Source organism: Evansella cellulosilytica DSM 2522 (assembly GCF_000177235.2).
In the GTDB taxonomy this organism is placed as follows: domain Bacteria; phylum Bacillota; class Bacilli; order Bacillales; family Salisediminibacteriaceae; genus Evansella; species Evansella cellulosilytica.
In genome coordinates, this window is the sequence record NC_014829.1 from 1,139,358 (window position 1) to 1,161,836 (window position 22,479).

At 38.2% G+C, this 22,479-nt stretch carries 16 protein-coding genes and 1 pseudogene; 8 read left to right on the top strand and 9 right to left on the bottom strand.

The window, feature by feature from the left end:
- Window positions 1-25: 25 nt before the first annotated feature.
- From BCELL_RS05260 to BCELL_RS05270, 3 genes and pseudogenes are all read right to left on the bottom strand, one after another.
- Window positions 26-889: pseudogene (locus BCELL_RS05260) on the bottom strand (IS3 family transposase); the annotation flags it as partial.
- Window positions 853-1,416, bottom strand: coding sequence for a helix-turn-helix domain-containing protein (locus BCELL_RS05265; protein WP_013487640.1), 564 nt, complete (start codon window positions 1,414-1,416; stop codon window positions 853-855). The pseudogene BCELL_RS05260 and the gene BCELL_RS05265, both read right to left, overlap by 37 nt.
- 66 nt (window positions 1,417-1,482) lie before the next feature.
- A complete protein-coding gene (locus BCELL_RS05270; protein ID WP_013487641.1) occupies window positions 1,483-2,706 on the bottom strand; it encodes an NAD(P)/FAD-dependent oxidoreductase in 1,224 nt (407 codons plus the stop codon).
- Window positions 2,707-3,257: 551 nt separating this feature from the next.
- On the opposite strand from BCELL_RS05270, the gene BCELL_RS05275 reads away from it, so the two are divergent.
- The 4 genes from BCELL_RS05275 (at window position 3,258) to BCELL_RS05290 (ending at window position 6,759) form a co-directional block, all read left to right on the top strand.
- Complete coding sequence (locus tag BCELL_RS05275; protein ID WP_425357455.1) at window positions 3,258-3,980, top strand: potassium channel family protein; 723 nt, start codon at window positions 3,258-3,260, stop codon at window positions 3,978-3,980.
- 87 nt (window positions 3,981-4,067) lie between these two features.
- Window positions 4,068-5,507: a hypothetical protein gene (locus BCELL_RS05280; RefSeq protein ID WP_013487643.1), complete on the top strand. Its 1,440-nt coding sequence runs from the start codon at window positions 4,068-4,070 to the stop codon at window positions 5,505-5,507.
- Window positions 5,508-5,753: 246 nt separating this feature from the next.
- Window positions 5,754-6,113 carry a PadR family transcriptional regulator gene (locus BCELL_RS05285; protein WP_013487644.1) on the top strand — a complete coding sequence of 120 codons (360 nt, stop codon included), beginning with the start codon at window positions 5,754-5,756 and terminating at the stop codon, window positions 6,111-6,113.
- The gene (locus tag BCELL_RS05290) at window positions 6,079-6,759 is read left to right on the top strand and encodes a DUF1129 family protein (RefSeq protein WP_013487645.1); all 681 of its coding nucleotides are present in this window, start codon (window positions 6,079-6,081) and stop codon (window positions 6,757-6,759) included. The genes BCELL_RS05285 and BCELL_RS05290 overlap by 35 nt, the downstream gene beginning before the upstream one ends.
- Before the next feature lie 99 nt (window positions 6,760-6,858).
- Here BCELL_RS05290 and BCELL_RS05295 read toward each other — a convergent pair whose 3' ends face one another.
- Window positions 6,859-8,118 (bottom strand): ROK family transcriptional regulator, encoded by a 1,260-nt coding sequence (locus BCELL_RS05295; protein ID WP_013487646.1) that lies wholly within the window; start codon window positions 8,116-8,118, stop codon window positions 6,859-6,861.
- 601 nt (window positions 8,119-8,719) lie between these two features.
- Here BCELL_RS05295 and BCELL_RS22010 point away from each other — a divergent pair.
- The gene (locus BCELL_RS22010) at window positions 8,720-12,214 is read left to right on the top strand and encodes a family 43 glycosylhydrolase (RefSeq protein WP_013487647.1); all 3,495 of its coding nucleotides are present in this window, start codon (window positions 8,720-8,722) and stop codon (window positions 12,212-12,214) included.
- A 116-nt stretch (window positions 12,215-12,330) separates the two neighbouring features.
- Here BCELL_RS22010 and BCELL_RS05305 read toward each other — a convergent pair whose 3' ends face one another.
- The 5 genes from BCELL_RS05305 to BCELL_RS05325 form a co-directional block, all read right to left on the bottom strand.
- Entirely contained in the window at window positions 12,331-13,542 is a 1,212-nt protein-coding gene (locus BCELL_RS05305; protein ID WP_013487648.1) for an ROK family transcriptional regulator, read from the bottom strand.
- Between the two features lie 93 nt (window positions 13,543-13,635).
- Entirely contained in the window at window positions 13,636-14,295 is a 660-nt protein-coding gene (locus BCELL_RS05310; RefSeq protein ID WP_013487649.1) for a YesL family protein, read from the bottom strand.
- 7 nt (window positions 14,296-14,302) lie between these two features.
- Window positions 14,303-15,136 (bottom strand): carbohydrate ABC transporter permease, encoded by an 834-nt coding sequence (locus tag BCELL_RS05315; protein WP_013487650.1) that lies wholly within the window; start codon window positions 15,134-15,136, stop codon window positions 14,303-14,305.
- Window positions 15,137-15,162: 26 nt separating this feature from the next.
- Complete coding sequence (locus BCELL_RS05320) at window positions 15,163-16,107, bottom strand: carbohydrate ABC transporter permease (protein WP_013487651.1); 945 nt, start codon at window positions 16,105-16,107, stop codon at window positions 15,163-15,165.
- 290 nt (window positions 16,108-16,397) lie between these two features.
- Window positions 16,398-17,729, bottom strand: coding sequence for an ABC transporter substrate-binding protein (locus BCELL_RS05325; protein WP_013487652.1), 1,332 nt, complete (start codon window positions 17,727-17,729; stop codon window positions 16,398-16,400).
- Window positions 17,730-18,115: 386 nt separating this feature from the next.
- On the opposite strand from BCELL_RS05325, the gene BCELL_RS05330 reads away from it, so the two are divergent.
- The 3 genes from BCELL_RS05330 to BCELL_RS05340 all read left to right on the top strand — a co-directional run bounded on the left by BCELL_RS05330 (window position 18,116) and on the right by BCELL_RS05340 (window position 22,476).
- The gene (locus tag BCELL_RS05330) at window positions 18,116-19,177 is read left to right on the top strand and encodes a family 43 glycosylhydrolase (RefSeq protein ID WP_013487653.1); all 1,062 of its coding nucleotides are present in this window, start codon (window positions 18,116-18,118) and stop codon (window positions 19,175-19,177) included.
- 371 nt (window positions 19,178-19,548) lie between these two features.
- Entirely contained in the window at window positions 19,549-20,643 is a 1,095-nt protein-coding gene (locus tag BCELL_RS05335) for a M24 family metallopeptidase (RefSeq protein WP_041808648.1), read from the top strand.
- A gap of 54 nt (window positions 20,644-20,697) precedes the next feature.
- Window positions 20,698-22,476 (top strand): glycoside hydrolase family 2 protein, encoded by a 1,779-nt coding sequence (locus BCELL_RS05340; RefSeq protein ID WP_013487655.1) that lies wholly within the window; start codon window positions 20,698-20,700, stop codon window positions 22,474-22,476.
- The last annotated feature ends 3 nt before the right edge of the window (window positions 22,477-22,479 follow it).

A 22,479-nucleotide genomic window follows, 5' to 3' on the forward strand; every position in this document is an offset into this window, starting at 1 on the left:
GACCCCTTAAAGTTAGAGTTTTATATTAAGCTACTAATTGGCTGGTGTGGAGGCGGTATTGAACCGGACTCTTCCCAGCTAATTTCTTTTTAATGCGCTTGTGATTATAGTAATCTATATAATCTTCGATTTTTCCTTTTAATTCTTCGTAAGTACACAAAGCCTCTCCGTGATATATTTCTTGCTTTAGTAGACCAAAAAAGTTCTCCATTGGCGAATTATCCAAACAATTACCTTTTCTAGACATACTCTGAAAAACGTTATTTTCTTTAAGGAGTCCCACCCAATTTTTATGTTGATAATGCCAACCTTGATCTGAGTGAAGGGTTGTTCTATACTTTGCATCCTTTATGATTTCAAGGGTTTCTACTAAAGGTTCTAACACAAGTTGAAGATTTGGACGCGTGCTGATTCCAAACGAAAGTATTTCACTATTAAACAAGTCCATAATTGGATTTAAATATAATTTCGCCCCACCTAAACATTTTAATTCTGTGATATCTGTAGTTAGTTTCTGATGGGATACAGTCGTATGAAAACGGCGATTTATACGGTTTGGGGCTACTTTGCCCACAGGACCTTTATAAGAACTATACTTGCGTGATTTTCTACAGAACTTAGTTACTTTAAGTCCTAATTTTTGCATGATGCGTTGAACCTTCTTGTGATTAATTTGGTAACCTTGGTTTCTCAATTCTAGATGAATGCGACGATAACCATAATTCCCGTTGTGCTCATCGAAGATGGATTGGATTAACTCTTCAAGTGCCTGATCTGGGTTGTCTTTCTTCATCACTTTTATATGATAATGGTAAGAGGATTCTGGTATTCCCACTACTTGTAAAACATCTTTTAATTTGAACTCTTCTTTGAGTTCGAATGATAACGCTGCTTGTGCTTTTCGAGATAATCCTCCGGGTTTGCCCGAAAAGCTTGCAACTTTTTTAAATACTCTACCTCCAAACGAAGAAGCTCATTTTCCCTCTCTAACCGTTGCTCGTTTGTAAGTTCTTTTTCATTTATATTTTTCTTGTTTTTGTTCTTAGGTCTATCAGACATGGTACCTCGTCCTCTCGTTCGATCCAGGGCTTCAGCCTTATCTTCACGAAAAGATTTTTTCCATGAAGCAATTAAAGTGGGACTATCTAACCCAAAATGGAGGGCTGTTTGGGTTTCTGAAGTTCCTGTTCTTTTAATAAAGCTTAATACATCTAGCTTAAATTGAACAGAATAAGTTCCCTTATGCCCATTACTTTTTATTCCTTCTTCTCCGAACTTCTCATATATCTTCACCCATCTTTCAACCAATGATTTTGATTTAATATGATGCTTTTTGGCTAGACGCCTGAAGCCTAGAATTCCTTCTTGATATTCTTTAACGACTTTAATCTTTAATTCATCATTATATTTAGGCATAAATAAACACCCCAAAAGTTAGATTTTTCACTCTAACTTTTGGGGTGCACTACAGAACCGTCCCTATTAGCCGCTTTTAGACGGTCTATTTTGTAAGTATAAGGGGAGTTGTTTGCTTTCTCCTTGAACAATTTCTTCTACAATTAACTTTGAGAGTATTTGGCTGTAAACTGTTCCGTTATCTCCATAGCCGAAAAGGAAGTAGCTATTTGGTATATCTTCATATTTTCCGATAATTGGTAGACCATCTACTGTACCTCCATAATACGCAGCTACGGAATAGTCAGCTTCTACTTTAATATCTGGAAAAAGTTTATTGAATTCTTGGAGGAGTTTATCTTTTTTATTCATCAGCTTGCTGTCTCGTACCTCAGGATAAATCGTCGTTTCATCTAATCCACCGATGATGATTCTGTTGTCTTCTGTTGTACGCATAAAAACATAAGGTCTTGCGGTTTCCCAAATGAGTGTCCGGTTATACCATTGTGACAAGTCACTTACCGGTTTTGTAGTGACTGTGTACGTGCTCACGAAAGAAGCTTGCTTCTCTTTTTTTATGTCCATTCCTTCATAACCAGCACAAAAAATAACTTTTTTTGCATGAATAATGTTTCCGGTTTTCGTTCTTATAACGACCTTGTCCCGCGTTTTATCGTATGTATAACCGTTCATTTCTGTTTTTTCAAACGCCTTAACGCCTTTTTTAACACTATAATCAAGTAAGGAGTGAGTAAATTTAAAAGGGTTGATCACAGCATCATTGAGTGAATAAAGGGCGCCAGCCTTCTTGAATCCATATTTACTTTCAATATCACTGCTTGTGAAAAATGTCATTTCAAACTGCTGCTTTGTTAAAAAATCCATTTCCTTTTTTAACTTTGCTACGTCTTCAGGGTAGCTAGCATAATAAAGTGAATCCTTACGAGCAAATTCAAAGTCTATTTCCACTGTAGTCGAAGCCTCTTCCATATCATTAATAGCCCCGCGACACAATTCCAAATGGTTTCTTATGTACTCTTCCCCAAAGGTGTGGACTAAGTCTGTGAAAAGCTTTTCTCCTGAATACTGTATAAATGCTGTGTTAGAGCTTGTGCTTCCAGAACCTATCGTGTTTTTTTCAATAAGGACAACATCTAATCTTGTATCTGAAAGGTAATATGCACATTGGGCCCCAGAACTACCGCCACCAACAATAAGAACATCACAATTTAGGTCTTCGTTTAGAGGAGAGTAGGTAGGCGGATCTGTCATAGTAGTCGGCCAATAGTACGTTCCAGATTGAATATTCATTTCATTTCTCCTTTTCATAATTCTTTTGTTAGTAGTATGACCTTGGGAGAGGGAGTCATTCAGAATCATCAACCACAATTCGAAATCCATGTGAAAAATAGTTTGATAGCAATCGTTCATCCATTACGTAGTCAGTTATAGAATTTTTTTTTTAATAGTATGGGGAGGCTGGAAAGTGTATTCTACGAGTAGTTTCATTCTCTCGCAGCCTTTACAATCAAAATCCATTAATACTTTTGCTTGAATAAAAATAAAACGGATTTTCAAGCAATTTGGGCCCACCACTCGTAAAAAATAATGCTCTTGTTTTTTTGACATTAGATGTAAAATAAAGATAGATATTAATGTAAAGATAAAGAGCATCTAATAACATTAAAACTAATGTCATGAATCTCTGGCGAACGAGAACCGTCCCCATTAGTATAAAATTAAATTTATTTTAAGAAGGGTTTACATAAATAATTAGAGAATAATACAAACATTGAATACCAGAATATGATAATTTTCAACAATTTGTGCTGATTGAATTGCGTAGATGGTTGTGAAAAGGAGTGGGGAAATTGAAACGGCTAGTGGTTGCATATGAGGTAATTATGTTTTCACTAGCATTAATATCAGTCATATTCATCTGGTCCAATCATCAGACAGTGTTAATGCTAGATTGGGGAGTCTGGTTTATATTTGTCGTGGACGTTACAGTGAGGTTTTTTTCAGCTGAAAGTAAGAAGCAGTTCATAAAGAAAAACCCATTTGACTTTATCGCTATTATTCCATTCGATTCTATTTTTCGTTTGGCTAGAATTGTTCGATTAATCAGGGTGATTAGAATTCTCTTAATTGGTGTTCATTATATTAAACCGGTCGTTGCTGTATTAAAAACAAATGGTTTAGATAAGGTACTTGGTTTTACTGCAATATTAATTATTATCACTGCTATTCCAATTTATTTAATAGAGCCAGAGATTGGAACATATCAAGATGCACTCTGGTGGTCTATTGTAACAGCGACTACTGTTGGATATGGAGACATATCTCCGCAAACTGGTGCCGGTCGATTGATTGCTGTCCTCCTTATGGTTGTTGGCATCGGCTTAATAGGAATGGTTACTAGCTCAATCGCTACTTATTTTATAAAGGAAAACCCGAGCTCAAGTAATGAATCTACCACGCAATTGATCAAATCCGAAATGAGCAGGATAAATGAACTTTCAACGAAAGAGATAGATAATTTAATTACCCTCCTCCATAAGTTTAAAGAAGAGAAGATGAAATGAAGCATGATGAATAGGGGGGGCTATATCATTTATAAGTAAATTAAATGGCGAACGAGAACCGTCCCCATTAGTAGAGGAGTAGAAAATGTGAGTAAATTAGCGAGCAAGTTAAGAGCATATTTAAGAGGTAATCCAGAAATTATGATTGAAAAAGGGGAGTATGAATCTTCCATTGTTGATGCGAAGACAGGAGACCTGTATGGAAATGTTTATTATGCTGAAAACGGAAGTTTTACTGGTTTCGAGGTTGATCTTTTTTTTGATGAAGAAGAAAACGAGGGGGCTTTGGAAGCAACTGAGCCTATACCTTTATCTGATAACGAAATTCAATCCTTTATTGAAAAAGGAGATCAGTTTGTAGCGGACTTTGTAAGCGCTCAGGTAGAGTTTGGCATGCTTTCGGAATGGGCAGAGAATAGTTACATAATGATTTACGAAGAGATTGATGGAAAACTAGGAATCCCTATCCCACACACAGGCTGTACACTGTATTTTAACCGAGACGGGGACATCACCTCTGCTCACCTTGGTCATGAAACGTACACGCTTGAATACCCAGACATTTCAATCACGAAGGAGGAAGCAAAAGCTATTTTCAGAAATGCCTCGGTCATAGAGTTAGTCATTCAAGCAGAAGAACATAAAAACGTAGAATTGATTTATCGAATGCACCCCGCTTATATCGGTGTAAAAGTAGATGGGAAAATTGACAATGTGATGGAGTTCATGGGAGCCGAAGAGCTTCCTGTTTATCGACTAGAGAAGGTGGATGAGAAGGGTAGTAAAGAGACAATGCTAGGAATAACGTCTGAATTTATCATGTTTAAGGATGACGGACAATCAAAGCTTTGGATTGAAAAAGAGGTTTTGGATGCTGCTGAAGATGAGGAAGAAATAGAACACAAAGTTTCTATTTATGAAGATGATACAGGATTTTTTATCGCTTCTGAAGTAAGGTGGGAAAAATCAGAATCATCCCTCTCACTTGATGACTTACAACAACGGGCTATTCATTTTCTAGAAAGTATTATTGGAGATGTACATATCAAATATTGGCTAGAGGAGCCTGAGAATAATCCTGATGAAATAGAGGATATGGAAATAATCATGGATGAAGAACACATCGATCTGGAACAAGAGGATGAATTTTTCCCGAGTGAACCTTCACAAATGTTTACCTTTCAACGACATCATAAAGGAATGAAGATTGAAGGATATGAGGTTCGAATCCATGTAGGATTATATACGGGAATTATTCGGGAGTGTAGTGGTTCGAAACTAAATGAGCTACAACTGCAACAATTAGAAATTAAACCAACCATTACACTTGAAAAAGCAGAGGAACGTTACTTTGAAGAAATGGAATTAAAGCTATCGAGATCTGTGAAAAACATAGATGATACCTCGATTTATGATTTGACGTATATCCTAGACTATCCTGGTGAAAAGGGAGCTATTGAAAAAATTAATGCCCAAACAGGTGACGTGACCTACGTGGATACAGGGATTATTCGGGAATCCAACTAAAAAATATACAGAACAAGGCAAGCGGGGACGGTTCAAATGCATGATATTTTCCATTACGATTAATATTGGTCATCAAGGCAAATGAGAACCGTCCCCATTTGCCGTCCCCATTTGCCCTTGCAGATTGAGGGGATTTTGTGATACGCTATATTGTAATACAAGATAGAGTGGTGAGAAAAGGACGTAAATTTGAAGGGGACAAATTTTTTTATTTAACTATATTGCATTGCAAGGTAGGTGCTGAAGGTGTCGTTAAGAAGTCAATTATTAAAAGGAATATTGGAAGGGTGTATACTTGCGATTATCTCAAAACATCACGTGTATGGTTATGAATTATCTATGAAACTGCAACAGTTTGGGCTTCAAGTAAGTGAGGGCTCAATTTACCCAGTCCTCCTAAGGCTTCAGAAAGAGAAATTAATTAGTGGGGAAATGCAAAAATCTCCAAGTGGGCCAAATAGAAAATATTATTTTTTAACAAACGAAGGAAAAGAAGCATTGCAAGATTTTCGAGAACATTGGGAATTGGTGAAAAAGCCAGTTGATCTATTAATAGGGGAGGAGATTGATCATGCTGAAGGCAAAAACTTTAATAGAGGAGAATAACCATAAGAGGAAGCAACTAAACAAAGAAAATAAGAAGTATTATGAAGAAATGCTAGTGTATATTAGGTTGTCTTATGATAAGTCTGAGCAGGAAACCGAAGAAATTTTAACAGAAATGCTAGACCATCTATTAGAAGCACAACAGGGGGGAAGGTCAGCAGAGGATGTCTTTGGAAATGACCCTAAAAAGTATGCTGATGATATTATCGGTGAACTCCCAAAGATGATAACAAAGGATAGGTTACTACTAGGAGCCATGGCACTACTTTATTTTGGCGCATATAGTACAATTTTTCTTGGTTTGTTTTCTGTTATTGCCCATTATGTCTTCGGACTAGACTCCCTTTATCGGGAATTTTATTTAGGGTCTGTTGCAATTAGAGCGCTTTTATCAATCCCAATTGCATTTTTGTTTATGTACTTTATTCTTTTATATTTACGCTGGGCTTCCTTTAAAAATGTAAATAAAGTGGCTGAGTTCTTCCTGTTTTGGTTATGGGGAGTAGCTTCGGTGGGAGTTTTTATGTTAGCCATTTATTTTACTCCTGAAATTGGACCGACAATGGAGGTCTCCGCCTTTTATATTATTCTATTAGGTATGCTACTACTTCTTGCAGGAAGATGGACGAAAAACAAAGGGCAGTAATTGGCTAAGAGGGACGGTTCTTGTTAGTAATATACTAACAAGAACCGTCCTCTTAACCGTTGCAAGATAAGGGAACTTGGCAAATGAGAACCGTCCCCATTAGCCGTCCACTACATAGCCGTCCCCATTAGTCAAGACTTTTCCGGTGGTGTATAGTTCTTTTAAGACGAGGGTGAATGCGCCGATTACCATGCCTTTTTTTCCAAGGTCTGATGTAACGATCGAGACATCATCTGAATAACTACGTAAAGATGATTTTTTTATGATTTCCTTTAAAGGGGAGAGAAGAGTGTTGCCTCCTGCTTCAAAGATTCTCCCTTCTAGGATTACTTTGCTCGGCGTTAATATATTGATTAAATTTGCTACGGCAATCCCAAGGAAACGTCCTGTCTCTTCAAGAACCTCTAATACGAAAGCATCTCCTTTTTCTGCTGCGTCAAATACCATTTCAATCGTGAGCTGGCTGTCAGTTTCTTTGATCCAATCATTAATGATAGTACTACGTCCTAGTCGGAGACCCTTTTTAACTCTACTAATAATAGCAAGCTCTGAGGCATAGGCCTCCAAGCAACCGTAGTTACCGCATTGACAGCGCGGCCCATTTATATCAACAACGGTGTGCCCAATTTCTCCAGCTGAATGATATTGTCCAGTATAGATTTCCCCATTCAACATAATGCCTGAACCGATCCCTAAACCAACACTTAAACAAACGAAGTTGGAAATGTCCTTCCCTTCACCGTACCAGCTTTCCGCTAAGGCCAGTGTGCGAACATCATTGTCTACTAAAACTGGTATATCGAATGCTGATTCAAGTTCCTGTTTGATTGGTATATTTTCAATGTGTAAGTGAGGTGAAAAGATAGAAATTCCTTTTTGTGGGTCAACCAAGCCGTGCATCCCTACACCGATACCTAACACTTTATTTTGTTTGATCCGCTTCTGTTGTAAAACCTTTTCGACCCCATTTTTCAGCAAATCAATATACTCGTCTTTAGTAGGAGGTGTACTAAGTTTTTCTTCATTGCTATATGAAATTTTACCGTCTAGCGTCGCAATGACGGTATGAATAATCTCCCGTGCTCCATATATACCTATTACATAATAACTCGAAGCGTTTATTGTGAGCATAATAGGCTTTCTGCCGCCATGTGATTTACTTTCACCAGTTTCCTCAATAACCATTTTACTGTCTATTAATTCTCCTACAATACTGCCAACAGTTGGGGGCGTTAATTTTGTCATTTTAGCAATCTCAGCTCTAGAAATAGGCCCTTTTAGGCGTATGATATTTAAAATGGCTGTTTTATTTAAGGATTTCATGCCTTCAAAGCTGCCAGTCTGTGGTATGAACGTCATAAATTCAACCTCAATTCTTTATAAAAGTAATAGTGTCTAACACTAAAAATAATTTTACCTTGATACAAAAATCACCATTTAGTTTTCCTTCAATACTTAAATAGTAAAAAATAGACGTCATTGTTCACTTCATCACAATAGGGGTAATCTTTAATACGATTTTTCCCACCTGCATCTACGAACCGAAGAAAACTCCCTGAAAGCGTCAAATGTCGTAAATAAATAAATGGCTTAGCTCTCCAGGTACTTCAGCATGATAAATAAAATAATTTTATAAATTAACCTTATATTAACATATTTCAAATGATTCGACAATATTTTCCAATAACGTAATTAGTAGATCGTTTCATAAGTTTTTATCGAGTATTAAGTAGTTGTTTGCATGAGAGGTGTGTAAATTACTAGAAAACAAAAATAGATAAAAATAACTAAATATTTAGATAGTAATTGAAAAAGTAGAAACTGTGTGATATATTTCAAATAATTAGTTAATTAAATTAATTTAATAACAAAAGAGAGGAGGAAAAACATAAGTTTTAATTACAACGTCTATTCTTTAACTTCTTTCTAAATCTTTAAGTAAAAAGGAGAGGACTTTGCTTTGAAAATTCTTAAATATTTCATGATCGTCGTATTGTTGTTTGTTTTAAGTAATATTTCAGTATATAGCAGTAGCTCTCATAATCATGCAGAATGGGGACCTTCTACCTTTGGACAGTCTGAAAATGGCCAATGGGAAATAGAAAACGAAACATTCACGAGTACAACGGGAAGTGGGTGGCACCGACTTTATAAAAATGCTTTATATAATGAGGATTATACAGTCGAAGTAGATATTCAATGGCTTGAGACAGGGGATTCAGAGGCATATCCTAAATACGGTATTTACGCAGTTTATTACGACGCTGGTAATTTTGTAACCGCTTTTATAGATAATGACCATGGACTTGCAACGTATGGCGAAGTAGATGGTGTGCCTCAGGACTGGGAAAATGGAAGTCTACCTGATGACTATAATCCTAGTGATTGGAATTCATTGAAGGTGGAAAAAACAGGTCATCAATTTAGGTTTTATTTAAATGATGAGTTTATTATTGAACGTACTTTTGCTGTTGACAAAGGTCAGGTCGGTCTAGTGACAGAGGATACCGCTGCAATTTTTCAAAACATTTATGTAAATGATGAAAAGGTGAACCATGGCTGGGGGCCAGCTTGGAATGGTGATACGCATGGTAGCTGGGAGATAAGTGAAAATCTATTATCGACGACAGTAGGTGAAACATGGGACTGGCATCGCATCTTTCAAAATAGAATGTTAGATACGCACTACTCAGTAGAAGCTGATATTAGATTGCTAGAACGTGGGGATGTATCTAATTATAATAAACACGGGCTTTATGCAGTCTATCAAGATGACGATAATTTCGTATCCGTATGGCTTGATAAAAATTATAATGCACTTGCAACATATGGTGTCGTAAATGGTGAGGTTGCAGGGTGGAGCAATGTGACATTGCCACATGACTTTAACCATAACGAGTTTAATACACTTAGAGTAGAAAAGTCAGGTCATAACTTTAAGTTCTTCTTAAATGGCGAGCTTATGAAAGAGCGTGGTTTTGCCGTTGACAGCGGACAAATAGGGTTAGTTTCCGAAGACACAGCGGTAGAGTTTAAAAATATTCATGTAGTAAAAGATACGACAACTGTAGATGCTAGCTTGATAGATTTGAGAGTAAATGGAAAAACAATAGAAGGATTCGATTCCGATGTGTTTGAATACACTGTCACACTTCCATTCGATTTTCCAAGGGTACCAAGCATCAATGTACAAACCGGTTCTCATTATACTATCAGCGATACTGATGAATTGCCGGGGACATCAGAAATACAAGTGACATCACTTGATGGAGAGATAACGAATACGTATAAAGTACATTTTGAGCTAGATGCGGCAGTTGAAGTCACGGATGCTGACTTCCGTTTAGATAGGACAACATTTACTCCAGGATTACAAATTAACGGCCTACTAGACATTCATAAAAGCAATGGGGATATCGTGAATCCATTTGAAGTGAAGCAATTTAAAAACCCAGTTTTTGAACCGGTTCTTGCAGACCCTTCTATCATAAAAGGGGAAGATGGCTATTATTATGCATACGGTACAGAGGATGATTGGGGAGATGGAGAAGGATTACGTCCAGTTCCTATTGTGAGGTCCCTTGATTTAATTAATTGGGAATTCATCGGACATGCTTTTGAGGAAAAACCGAATTGGAAATCAGAGGGATTCCTTTGGGCGCCAGATATCGTTCATTTTAACGATAAATACTATTTGTATTATTCTGTCTCGATTTGGCACGATCCAAGCCCAGCGATCGGAGTAGCCATCGCCGATCACCCAGCAGGTCCATTTGAGGATCAAGGAATGCTGTTTGACAGTAATGAGATTGGTGTTAATAACTCCATTGATCCACAGCTTTTCGTGGATGATGACGGCACACCTTATTTATTCTGGGGTAGCTGGCATGGCATATGGGGGATTGAACTTAGTGAAGATGGATTAGACTACGTCGGAGAAAAATTTCAAATTGCTGGAACAACGTTTGAAGCACCATACATTGTCAAAAGAGATGGCTACTATTATTTCTTCGGTTCCATGGATTCCTGCTGTGACGGTGCAAACAGCAGATACCGAGTTGGAGTAGCACGTTCAGAATCTCTAAAAGGACCTTATTTAGACAAAGATGGCAATGATATTATTGGAAATGGCGAGCAAGGTACAATCATTCTCCGCGGATCAGGGGATACATTTGTTGGTCCAGGCCATAACGCATTGATCACAGATGAAGTAGGTCAAGACTGGATTGTCTATCATGCTATTGATAAAAATGATCCGTTATTGCCACCGGGTGCGACGCGCAGACCGCTCATGATTGACCCACTAATTTGGGAAGACGGATGGCCTACTGTAAAGGATCAACAGCCTAGTGAAGGATGGCTAGATGCACCTGTTACATCGCCAAATACAATTAAATTCCAAACGAGCCACCCTGACATATTAACGTTTGATAGAGAAGGGAATATTTTCATCAGTGAGGATATCGGGAATGTTCAGGAAATAGATGTTTGGGCAGAAGTGACTGGACTTTATGGTGAAAAAGTCGAGAGTGAAGTCACTACACTAGTATTGGAACGACAAAATAGCGTCATTGCAACACCAATCAATTACGGTAATTATGTAGGTGTTTCCGATGTCGAGGTAAATACTGTTGCAGAGAATGGAACGTTAACAATTGCATTAAATAATGAGCTAGAAAATATAGAAGAAATACGCTTTACAAAGGAACAAATAAACTCATTAGTAGACAGAAATGTAACGATTCATTTATCAAAGTCTGATATTGAATTAAAGATTCCAGCAGTAAACTTCGAAAAGGAAGAAGCGTTAACGATTACAATAGCGTTAATTGAAAAAAATCAAGACGTACTGCCTTCATCTGATCTCGCAAGCAGCTCGATTTATCTCATGACACTACAGCAAGGAGACGCTACGATATCTACATTTACTGAAAAAGTAACATTGTCTTTTGCGATCACGGAAATGACGGATAGCAACGAAGATCTACTCGTTTATTATTGGAATGAAACAGAGGCTGAGTGGAAAGAGGTTGGTGGAAACTACGCTGATGGAAATGTCATAGCTTCTACAGACCACTTCTCTATTTTTGCCGTATTCCATCCTAGCGTTTTTGAAACAGAAGATGAAGATGATTCCAAAGATGACAGTGATTCTGATAATGATCAAGACGAGGATAAAGATAAAGACAAAGACGATTCGAAAAATGATAGAGATAACGAAGAATCAAAAGTCGATGATTCAAAGAAAGAGAAAACAATTGATGGAGATGCTACAGATAGTGACAGTGGAAAAGACGAGAATACAACAAACCATTCTGAGGGTGTAGAAGGGGAGGAACTTCCGGATACCGCGACTTCTATATATAACTGGTTGTTTGTCGGCATAAGTTTCATATTGTTAGGTTATCTATTGATAATAATCAAACGTAAAAGTAAAGGGTTATATATGAATTAATCACGTGCTAGCAATAAGTATCATACGTTTTAAAATCAAAAAAGAGGTTGACTTAAAAGGTAAAAATGCACCTTCTGAGTCAACCTCTTCTATCATTCTAGTTAATACTTAATTCGTTAACCTACCCCACCATTAATAAACATTTTTCGTAGTATTAATGTATATGCTCCCATGACCATGCCCTTTTTGCCAAGATCGGAAGTTACAATGGATACCTCGCCAGGCAAATTTCTCAAGGTAGATCTTTGGACAATTTGTCTTAATGGTTCTATGATGACATCACCAATTTCAAAAATTCGACCTTCAAGAATGACCTTGGAGGGGGTAAGTATGTTGATAATATTTGCGATGGCAATACCGAGATAACGTCCAGTTTCTTCAAGCACTTCTAAAGCAAAAGGATCTTTGTCCTGAGCAGCTTGAATGACTGATTCGATCGTTAATTTATCGGCATCTCCATAATTCCAATTTCGTCCAAGGCGGATACCCTTTTTTAGCCGATTAAGAATAGCACCCTCAGACGCAAATGCCTCTAAGCATCCATAGTTTCCACAACTACACCTAGGACCGTTGACATCAACGAGCGTGTGACCAAGCTCTCCAGCAGAATGATATGGACCGTTATAAATATCTCCATTCAGCACGATGCTAGAGCCAATCCCTAAACCAACGCTAACACAGATGAAATTTTGATTATTTGCGCCTTGACCATACCAGCTTTCGGCTAAGGCAAGGGTACGTACATCGTTATCTACTAAAACAGGAATACTAAACTCTGCTTCAATTTCAGATTTTATTAAAATATTTTCAAGGTGCAAGTGAGGTGCAAATATGGAAATCCCTTTTTCTGGATCGACAAGACCGTGCATACCGACACCAATCCCGATAATAGACTCACGCTTAATTCGTCTATGTTTCATTACTTGTTTAATACCATTGACTATCATTTTCAAAAACGCATCCTTAGAAGGGAGAACAGAAACCTTTTGTTCAAAGCTGTAGGTAATTTCCCCGTCTAAAGTAGCAATCACTGTATGAATGACCTCGGCAGCTGCATAGACACCGATCGCGTAAAAAGCAGATGAATTAACACTGAGCATAATGGGCTTTCTGCCACCTTGTGATTTTCCTTCCCCAGCTTCTTCAACGAGCAAATTAGCTTGAAGTAATTCACTGACGATACTGCCTACAGTTGGTGGCGTTAGCTTTGTAGTTTTTGCTATATCAGCACGTGAGATCGGACCTTGAAACCGAATTACATTTAAGATGGCAGATTTGTTAAGTGATTTCATCCCTTCAAAACTACCTGTCTGCGGAATAAACGACATGTTACTTCCCTCTATTCTAAAGTTTAACCATTATTTTGTATTAAGATTAATGAGACTATTTATTACTTTTCATTTGTTGTAGTTGAAATATAACTACTTCCATGGTCGTACCGTTCCACGCCAGTTCACTTCCTCGTCAAAACGGTATTCGTTCGGTTCGTATTTGTTTAGCAAGTAGAGCAGGGAATTGTAGGCAGTCATCGCCATCCAACCTGCCCAAACGATAAGCATAATCGCTAAAATACTGCTTATTAACGTTACAAAGAACATATACAAAACGATGTTGACAGTAAAGAAATAGTTTTCAGTTACTAGCCTAAAAGAGCGTTTAAATAAAATAGATATTTTTGTTACCTCCTGCTCTACTAAGATTGGCATCATATAAAGCATGAATAAATGCCACATAAGGATAAAGTAGAGAAGGATCATCGCAATAAAATAGGAGAAAAAGCTTTCCGTCCGTAATAATAGAAAGAAATAGCTAAGGCCAGGTACGACGACAAACAGATGGAGAAGTGTCAAGCGCATACCTATAGAAAAATACTTTTTTACTCCTGTCCAATAATCCCTTGGACCAACAGTGACTTTAGTTTTTTTACATTTTATTACATAAAAGAGCCCAGCGGTTGCTGGACCCAATGTGATAATTGGCAACACACTAATCCACCACAAAACAGTTGCCCATAGAATGACCCCTAGGTTTTGATAAGTATCAAATAATGATCGCTGAAATACAGTTAATGAATTTTTCATAAGTGAATTATCCTTTAATCCCGGTTAATGCAATCCCTTTAATAATAAACTTTTGTGCAAACATAAACAAGATGATAACAGGGATTGCAGATAGTATAGTCGCGGCCATTAATTTAGCAAATTGGATATTAAATTGTCCCTGCATAATGGCAAGGCCAACAGGTAATGTTCGCATATCAGCACTTGTAGTAACAATCAACGGCCATAAATAGTCGTTCCAGTTACCCATAAAAGTAAATAAGGCAAGTACGATTAATGCTGGTTTTGCTAACGGTAAAATGATTCTCCAATAAATAAAGAAGGCAGAGGCTCCGTCAATTCTCGCTGCTTCCTCGAGCTCATGGGGAATACCGATAAAGAACTGACGTAATAGGAAAATACCGAATACGCCACCTAATCCAGGGAAAATCATGGCAGAGTAGTTGTTTACCCAGCCGAAAGAGCTAATTAAGCCATATAACGGAACTAAGTTCATGACTGGGGGTATCATCATCGTTGCCATTAACCCCCAAAATAGAACTTCACGTCCTCGAAATTTTAACCTAGCAAAAGCATAGGCTGACATAGAGTTAAACAGTAGCATGAGTCCTGTATGGACGGTTGCAATGAAAAAACTGTTCCAGAACCAACGGAGTACAGGGACGTCTTGACGCATCAATACGTCCACATAGTTTTGAAAGGTAATCGTTTCTGGTATCCAACGAATCGGCCAGGCGATCGCCTGACTTTCTGGTTTAAGTGATGTAGATAAAACCCATAGCAAAGGTAAAATCCAAAATAAAGCCATTAAAGATAAAAATATTAAACTAATTCTTTTTGAAGATTTACCTTCGTTTGTCATAAATTCCCCTCCAATCTATAAAAATACTATTTTTCCCGTGTCATTAGCTTGAACTGAACAAGACTGATACAAAGAAGCATTAAGCCTAATACAACAGACATAGACGCTGCCATACCAGCTCTAGGGTTCCCACCTGTAAAGCCAACCTCGTAAATATAAAGGATCAATACTCTCGTTTCATAACCAGGTCCACCATTCGTCGCCAGCTGAGGCTGTGCCATGACGTTAAAGGAAGCGATGGTCGTCATAATCATGACGAATATAAACGGCCCCTTTAAGCCAGGGAGAGTTACATTGAAAAACTGCTGTATGCGGTTGGCACCATCAATTTTCGCTGCTTCATACAGGTGATCTGGAATTTCTCCTAAACCTGCCAAGAATAAAATCATATTTGTACCAATTGTCCACCATATCGTCATGACGACTAAGGAGATCCATACCCAAGGCGTTCGCGTTAACCAAGGAATATTATCAAACCCTAACCAGCCTAAGTAAAAGTTTACTAAACCAGCATTTGTATCAAGCATCCAAATCCAAATGAGTACGACAGTTACAACAGATAATAAGCTTGGCGCATAAAACAATGCACGAAAGAAGTTGTGTCCAAAAGGACGAGCATGAATCGCTATCGCAATAAACAAGGGAATAATGATTAAAAAGGGAACTGATAAAACAACAAAGGTTAAAGTTGCTCGAAAAGCAGCCCAGAAATAATCATAATAGATACTATCTGCGTTCCATAAAATATTTGCATAGTTTTCCAAACCAATGAACCGCATGTCGGTGAAGAAGTTCCAGCTATGGAAGCTAATAACAAGTCCGTATATCGTTGGATATGCTAAAAATATCGTAAAAAAGATTAAATGAGGTGAGATAAACAATAGTGGTGTTAGCTTTTTCTTCCAGTTACTCCTGCTTTTAATGCGAGGAGCGTTTGTCTTTACGTTTGTTTTTACATTGGATACGTTCATGTTCATTCCTCTCCCTAATTAGATAATGAGGACTGCCCATCAATGACTTTGCACACTGCACGTAAGCAATGAAGAGATGATTCATTATTTACGTGCCGCGGCTATGCTATTGATGAAAGTTTCGAGGGTGACTCAAAAAGGTTGATTTTCACCTTTGAGTCACCCTATAAGCAATGAGCGGAACAGCAGCGGTCACTTAAATGCCAACTTTAAGTGGCTTCTTAATATAAGAGACGTGCTAGTAGAGCCATTGCCAAAACTTCTAATCGTTTACTATGAAAAGGTGAGATTTAGTTTTCTGCCGCATCGCGAGCGTTTTCTTCCCCTTCACGGGCAGCTCTTTCTAATGCTTCTTGAGGTGTTAATTGACCTAACATTGCTTCGTCAACCGCTGGTCCAGTTGGTCCCCAAGCATCTCCATAGAATGGAGTAGAAGGAGGGAAGACGAAGTTTTGCTGTGATGCATTGTATTGATGCTCTAGTGCTTTAAACTCATCGCTCTCTAAAACTGAGTAAGTAGCAGGCACTTGACCAGCCTTTGCCCATTGTAAGCTGTTTTCAGAAACGAATTGAATAAATTTCATTGATGCTTCTAATCTTTCTGGATCCTCGTCATTTTGCTTAGGTAATACAAAGTTATGAGAACCAGCCCAAACTGCTTCTTGGTCGCCAAAAGTAGGAACAGGAGCGGCTGCAAAGTTTAATCCATCTTGCTGCTCAAATCCTGCAATCATCCAAATTCCGTTAATATGGAATGCAGAGTTACCTTGACGGAATAAAGTTACTTCACCATCTGCTTGAACGTCAGAAGGAGATACTTCATGCTCATATACGAGATCAACCATTTTTTGAAGTGCTTCATAACCAATTTCCGTGTTATAAAGTGGTGTTAGTCCATCTTCACTGACAGAATCTCCACCGTGCGACATTAAAGAACTATAGAAGATCATGTTACTTGGCCAAAACACAGGCATTGCTATTCCCCAAGCATCGCCATCAGTCGCTTCTTGTACTGCTAATGACATTTCTACTAATTCATCGTAGGTTGTCGGTGGCTCTGAATAACCTGCCGCCTCCAATAAATCCACATTATAGAAGAGTGTTAATGGATGTACGTCCAATGGAATACCATAGCGATGCCCTTCATATACACCTGCATCCCAAACCTCAGGTATGAAGTCATCATCTTCTAATCCAATATCAGCAGCTAGATCATCAAGTGGTGTTAATAGATCATAGCGAGCATAACCAGCGATAGAATCTAAGTGCATGATAGCAATATCAGGAGCTTCGCCGGCAGTTACGACAGTACGATATTGATCGTAAAAGTTGTCCCAAGGCATTGTTTGCGTACGAATCGCAATTTCACCTTCATGTAGGTTGTTAAATTCAGCGATGATTTTTGCAATATCTTCTCCGTCTGGACCAGTAAAGCCGTTCCAGAATTCTAGCGTAATCTCCGCATCTCCGACATCCCCAGGAGTTTCAGTTACAACTTCATCTCCACCTCCATTGTCTGCATCTCCTTGGTCTTCGTTTGTAGGCTGGTCTCCACATCCAGCAGCTACGAGCATTGCTAGACTAATAACGGTAGCAGCAAATAACTTTTTAAACTTTTTCACAGCTTCTTCCCCCTATATTAAGAGTTTATTTATGGAAAGGATGGAGCGCCCATCCGTATTCCTAATGAAATGTAAGCACTTTCATGAAAAAATAAAAAAATAAGTTATTCATCTAGGAGGTAAGTTAGTTAATTAAATTTACTATCTGTTTCGATTATTACATGAAAGTAGGTAATCTATCAAGAGTTTTTTGAAGGAAAAATTAAATTAATTTATAAACTTGGTTGGTACTTTTGTAGTGAAAAAAGTATATATAATAAGGATATTAAGCGGGGCTTAAAAAAAATACTTAACAAGTGGAATTATCCTTTGTTATAATTCAGTTGAGAACATAAATTAATTAATTTTATTTACTAACTAAAGATGGATGGATAGGAGTGAGACTTATGAGAGATAGAATACTAGGTTTAGCAATACTGATTATTTTATTAATACTAGGAAGCACAGCTTGTTCAAGTGAAACAGACTTAGAATTAGAAGGCGAGGCTGGACCAGAATATCAAAACCCTGTATTTGAACCTGTTATTGCAGACCCATCCATTATTAAAGCGGATGATGGCTTTTATTACGTATATGGAACAGAAGATAACTGGGGAGACGGTATGGGTTCACGTGTAGTTCCAATAGTAAGGTCCGAAAATCTCGTGGATTGGGAGTATGTAGGAGAAGCGTTTCATGAAAAGCCAAGCTGGAAAGAGGACGGAGGAATTTGGGCACCAGATATCGTTTACTTCAATGACAAATACTATTTATACTACTCTCAATCTACTTGGGGAGATGCTAATCCTGCAATTGGTGTAGCTACTTCTGATACACCGAAGGGACCATTTGAAGATCAAGGAAAAGTGTTCGATAGTAAAGAGATTGGGGTTAACAACTCAATTGATCCGCAGCTGTTTATTGATGACGATGGTACTCCTTATTTATTCTGGGGTAGTTGGTACGGTATCTGGGGAATTGAAATGAGTGAGGATGGTTTTGATCACGTAGGAGAGAAGTTCCAAATTGCAGGGACGGCCTTTGAGGCACCTTACATTATTAAGCGCGATGACTATTATTACTTCTTTGGATCAAAAGGTTCGTGCTGTGAAGGTCAGTGGAGTCAATATCGTGTAGCAATTGGTCGGTCAGATTCATTGAAGGGACCGTATGTCGACAAAAATGGAAGCGATATCATCCGTTCAACTGGAACGCTCATTCTTCAAGAGGGCGAGCAATTTGTTGGACCAGGACATAACGCAATAGTTACTGACGAGGCTGGTCAGGATTGGATGATTTACCATGCGATAGATAAAGATGAAGCCTGGATTGGGAGCGGTGTAACCCGTCGTCCGTTAATGCTAGATAAAGTCATCTGGGAAGATGGGTGGCCAACAATCGAAGGTGGTGTACCAGGTGAAGGGGTGCAGGAAGGTCCTATTACAGAGGCATTTCTTAGCGGTCAATAAGGAAAAGTCGGTAATATGTATAGAAATGGACAGTTGTTATATGCACGTAGTAGATTTCTCACGCTAGTATACTACTAATATTGGAGAAAGATAATAAAATTAATCAACAAATAAGTGCAATACGCCTTGAACCAGATCGTTTCATCATATAATATGGTAGTTATAGTAAATAAAATTAATTAACAAACTGTGTGGATGATTGATATTTTAATAGAAAAGTAGTTTTGGATGAATTAAACGGTGCTTCGGATGATTTCAACGAAGCTAGACATGATTTTAACGGAGTTGGACATGATTCCATCGAAGTCACACATGATTTTTCATTTAAATGGCACTTAACTATTTATCCTCTTCAGAAAGGAGGGAGTGTTTTGCAGCAAACTGCAGCTCCCGTAAAAAAACTAACAGATTGGTTAGAAAAAGAAGGCTATGACGGGATACTACTCAGAAAACGTCAAAACTTCTCGTGGATAACAGGAGGGAAGGTTAATCATATTGAAAATACAACTGAATATGGCGTAGCTGATTTATTGATTATCCCTAGGATTAACAAAAAGTATTGTTTTACATCCAAAATGGAGTCGAGACGAATAATGGAAGAAGAGCTAAATGATTTTGACTTTGAATTAGTTGAATGCGAATGGTATGAGAGTATCATCCCTCTTATTAGAAAGCATATAGAAGGAAAGATGATCGTCGGTGATTCGACTTTCCTCGGTCTAGAAGATGTTTCCTCAGAATTGGCGTATTTGCGAAGCCAACTATCGGAAACAGAAATTACTAACTATAAATGGCTCTGTCAAAAGGCTGCTGGGGCATTGGAAAATGTTTGCCATGAAATTAAACGTGGAATGACAGAGCACGAGATTGCTGCACTTCTTGCACAAAAGGTAATGGAAGATGGTATTAATCCACAGGTCATTTTAGTTGCAACAGATGAAAGAATTTTTAATTACCGCCATCCGATACCAACAGCAAAGAAACTTGAAAACTATGCAATGATCGTTATATGCGCAGAAAAGTTCGGCCTTGTTGCAAACTGTACGAGATTTGTCCACTTCGGAGAGTTGCCTGAAACGTTGAGAGAGAATACACAAAAGCTAGCGAAGATTGATATTACTATGAATATGGCAACGAAGCCTGGTGTTAGAATAAATGAAGTTTTTGAGAAAGGGCTACAAGCCTATGCGGAAGTAGGATTTCCAGAAGATTGGCGTTTTTTACATCAAGGAGGATTAACAGGGTTTGCACCGCGGGAGTTTTTAGCAAGCAGGGAGACAGATCATATTATCGTTAAAAACCAAGCGTTTGCTTGGAATCCAGCAATTCGCGGCATTAAATCAGAGGATACTATTTTTGTAGATGAAGAAGGTAATCAATTTCTGACGCATACAGGGAATTGGGTTTACATTGAAGTAGAGTACGATGGGAAAATCTATAAACGCCCAGATGTCCTTGTTCGTTAATAAAATTACTAGTTGAAATTATTAATCTATTAGTATAAAAAGGAGTGTTTCATAATGTCTATACCACGTCCAGAATATCCACGCCCCCAGTTTGTTCGTGAGAAATGGATCAACTTAAACGGAGAGTGGCAGTTTGATTATGATGATGAAAACAAAGGGTTAGAAAACAAATGGTTTAAAAAAGAGCACAATCATTTTTCTAAAAAGATAAACGTACCTTTCAGCTATCAAAGTGAATTAAGTGGAATTGGAGAAACAGCCTTTCACGATTTAGTTTGGTATAAACGCAGCTTTACCGTACCTGCTGATTGGGCAGGTCAGCGGATTCACCTACATTTTGGCGCTGTCGACTACCGTACATGGGTGTGGGTGAACGGGGAATTCGTTACATACCACGAAGGTGGTCACGTACCATTCCAAGCCGATATCACAGATGTACTTCTTGATGAAGAAAACGAAGTTGTCGTCCGTGTAGAAGATCCTTCCAAGGATTTAGATCAGCCTCGTGGTAAGCAGTATTGGGAAGAAAAATCAGAAGGGATATTTTATCTAAGAACAACAGGTATTTGGCAGACGGTATGGATAGAAGCAGTGCCAACGACATTTTTAGAAAAAGTGAAAATGACGCCGGACATTGATAAAGATGAACTTACTGTAGAGTATGTTGTAAATGGAGGTAAGCCAGATTATCAACTTGAAATCGAGATCATGTTTGATGGGAATCACGTGTCACATGATGTTATCCAGCTTACGACAAACAAGGGGACGCGCAGCATCCTACTCAACGACTTTAACGTTCATGGTCCAGGTAGACTGTGGAGTCCGGAGAATCCTAACTTATATGATATTAACTTCCGTATCAAGGATGGATTGGACGTAGTAGATGAAGTGACTAGTTATTTTGGGATGAGAAAGATCTCTATTGAAAATGGCATAGTCATGTTAAATAATCATCCGTACTATATGAAGCTCGTACTTGACCAAGGTTATTTTCCAACAGGAATGTTAACGCCTCCATCGGATGAAGATATAAAAAATGATATTAAGTTAACGAAAGAAATGGGATTCAATGGTGCGCGAAAGCACCAAAAAATTGAGGATCCACGATACCTCTATTGGGCAGATAAACTTGGCATTCTCGTATGGGGAGAAATGGCCAACGCCTACACGTACACAAATGATGCTGTCCGTCGTATGACAGCAGAGTGGCAAGAAGCAGTAGAGCGTGACTACAATCATCCATCTATTGTTGCATGGGTACCAGTAAACGAAAGCTGGGGTGTGCCAAGGCTTCTAAGTGACAAGCGCCAGCAAGACCATACTTTAGCAATGTATTATTTAACGAAATCATTAGACGCTACTCGCCTTGTTATTTCGAACGATGGCTGGGAGCATACGAAATCGGATATGTGTACGATTCACGACTATGAAAGTGATAAAGAGGTACTCAAAGAGCGTTATAACACCGTTGAAAATATCATGAAGTCACTGCCAGGTAACCGCCTTATTTATGTACCGGGCTATAAGTACGATGGGGAACCAATTCAAGTTACCGAATTTGGTGGTATTGCCTATAAGAAAAGTGACTGGGATGGGTGGGGTTATTCTGGTGCTACAAATGATAAAGACTTTGAAGAAAAATATTATAAAGTAGTATCGGCTATGCTCGAGTCTCCACTTGTTCAGGGCTTCTGTTATACGCAATTAACCGATGTTGAACAAGAAATTAACGGGTTATTAACGTATGACCGTAAACCGAAAATCGACTTAGATATTATTAAGCAAATTAATGAAGGGCGTAAAATAAGACGATTCTCCACAGAGAAGGAGTGAGAG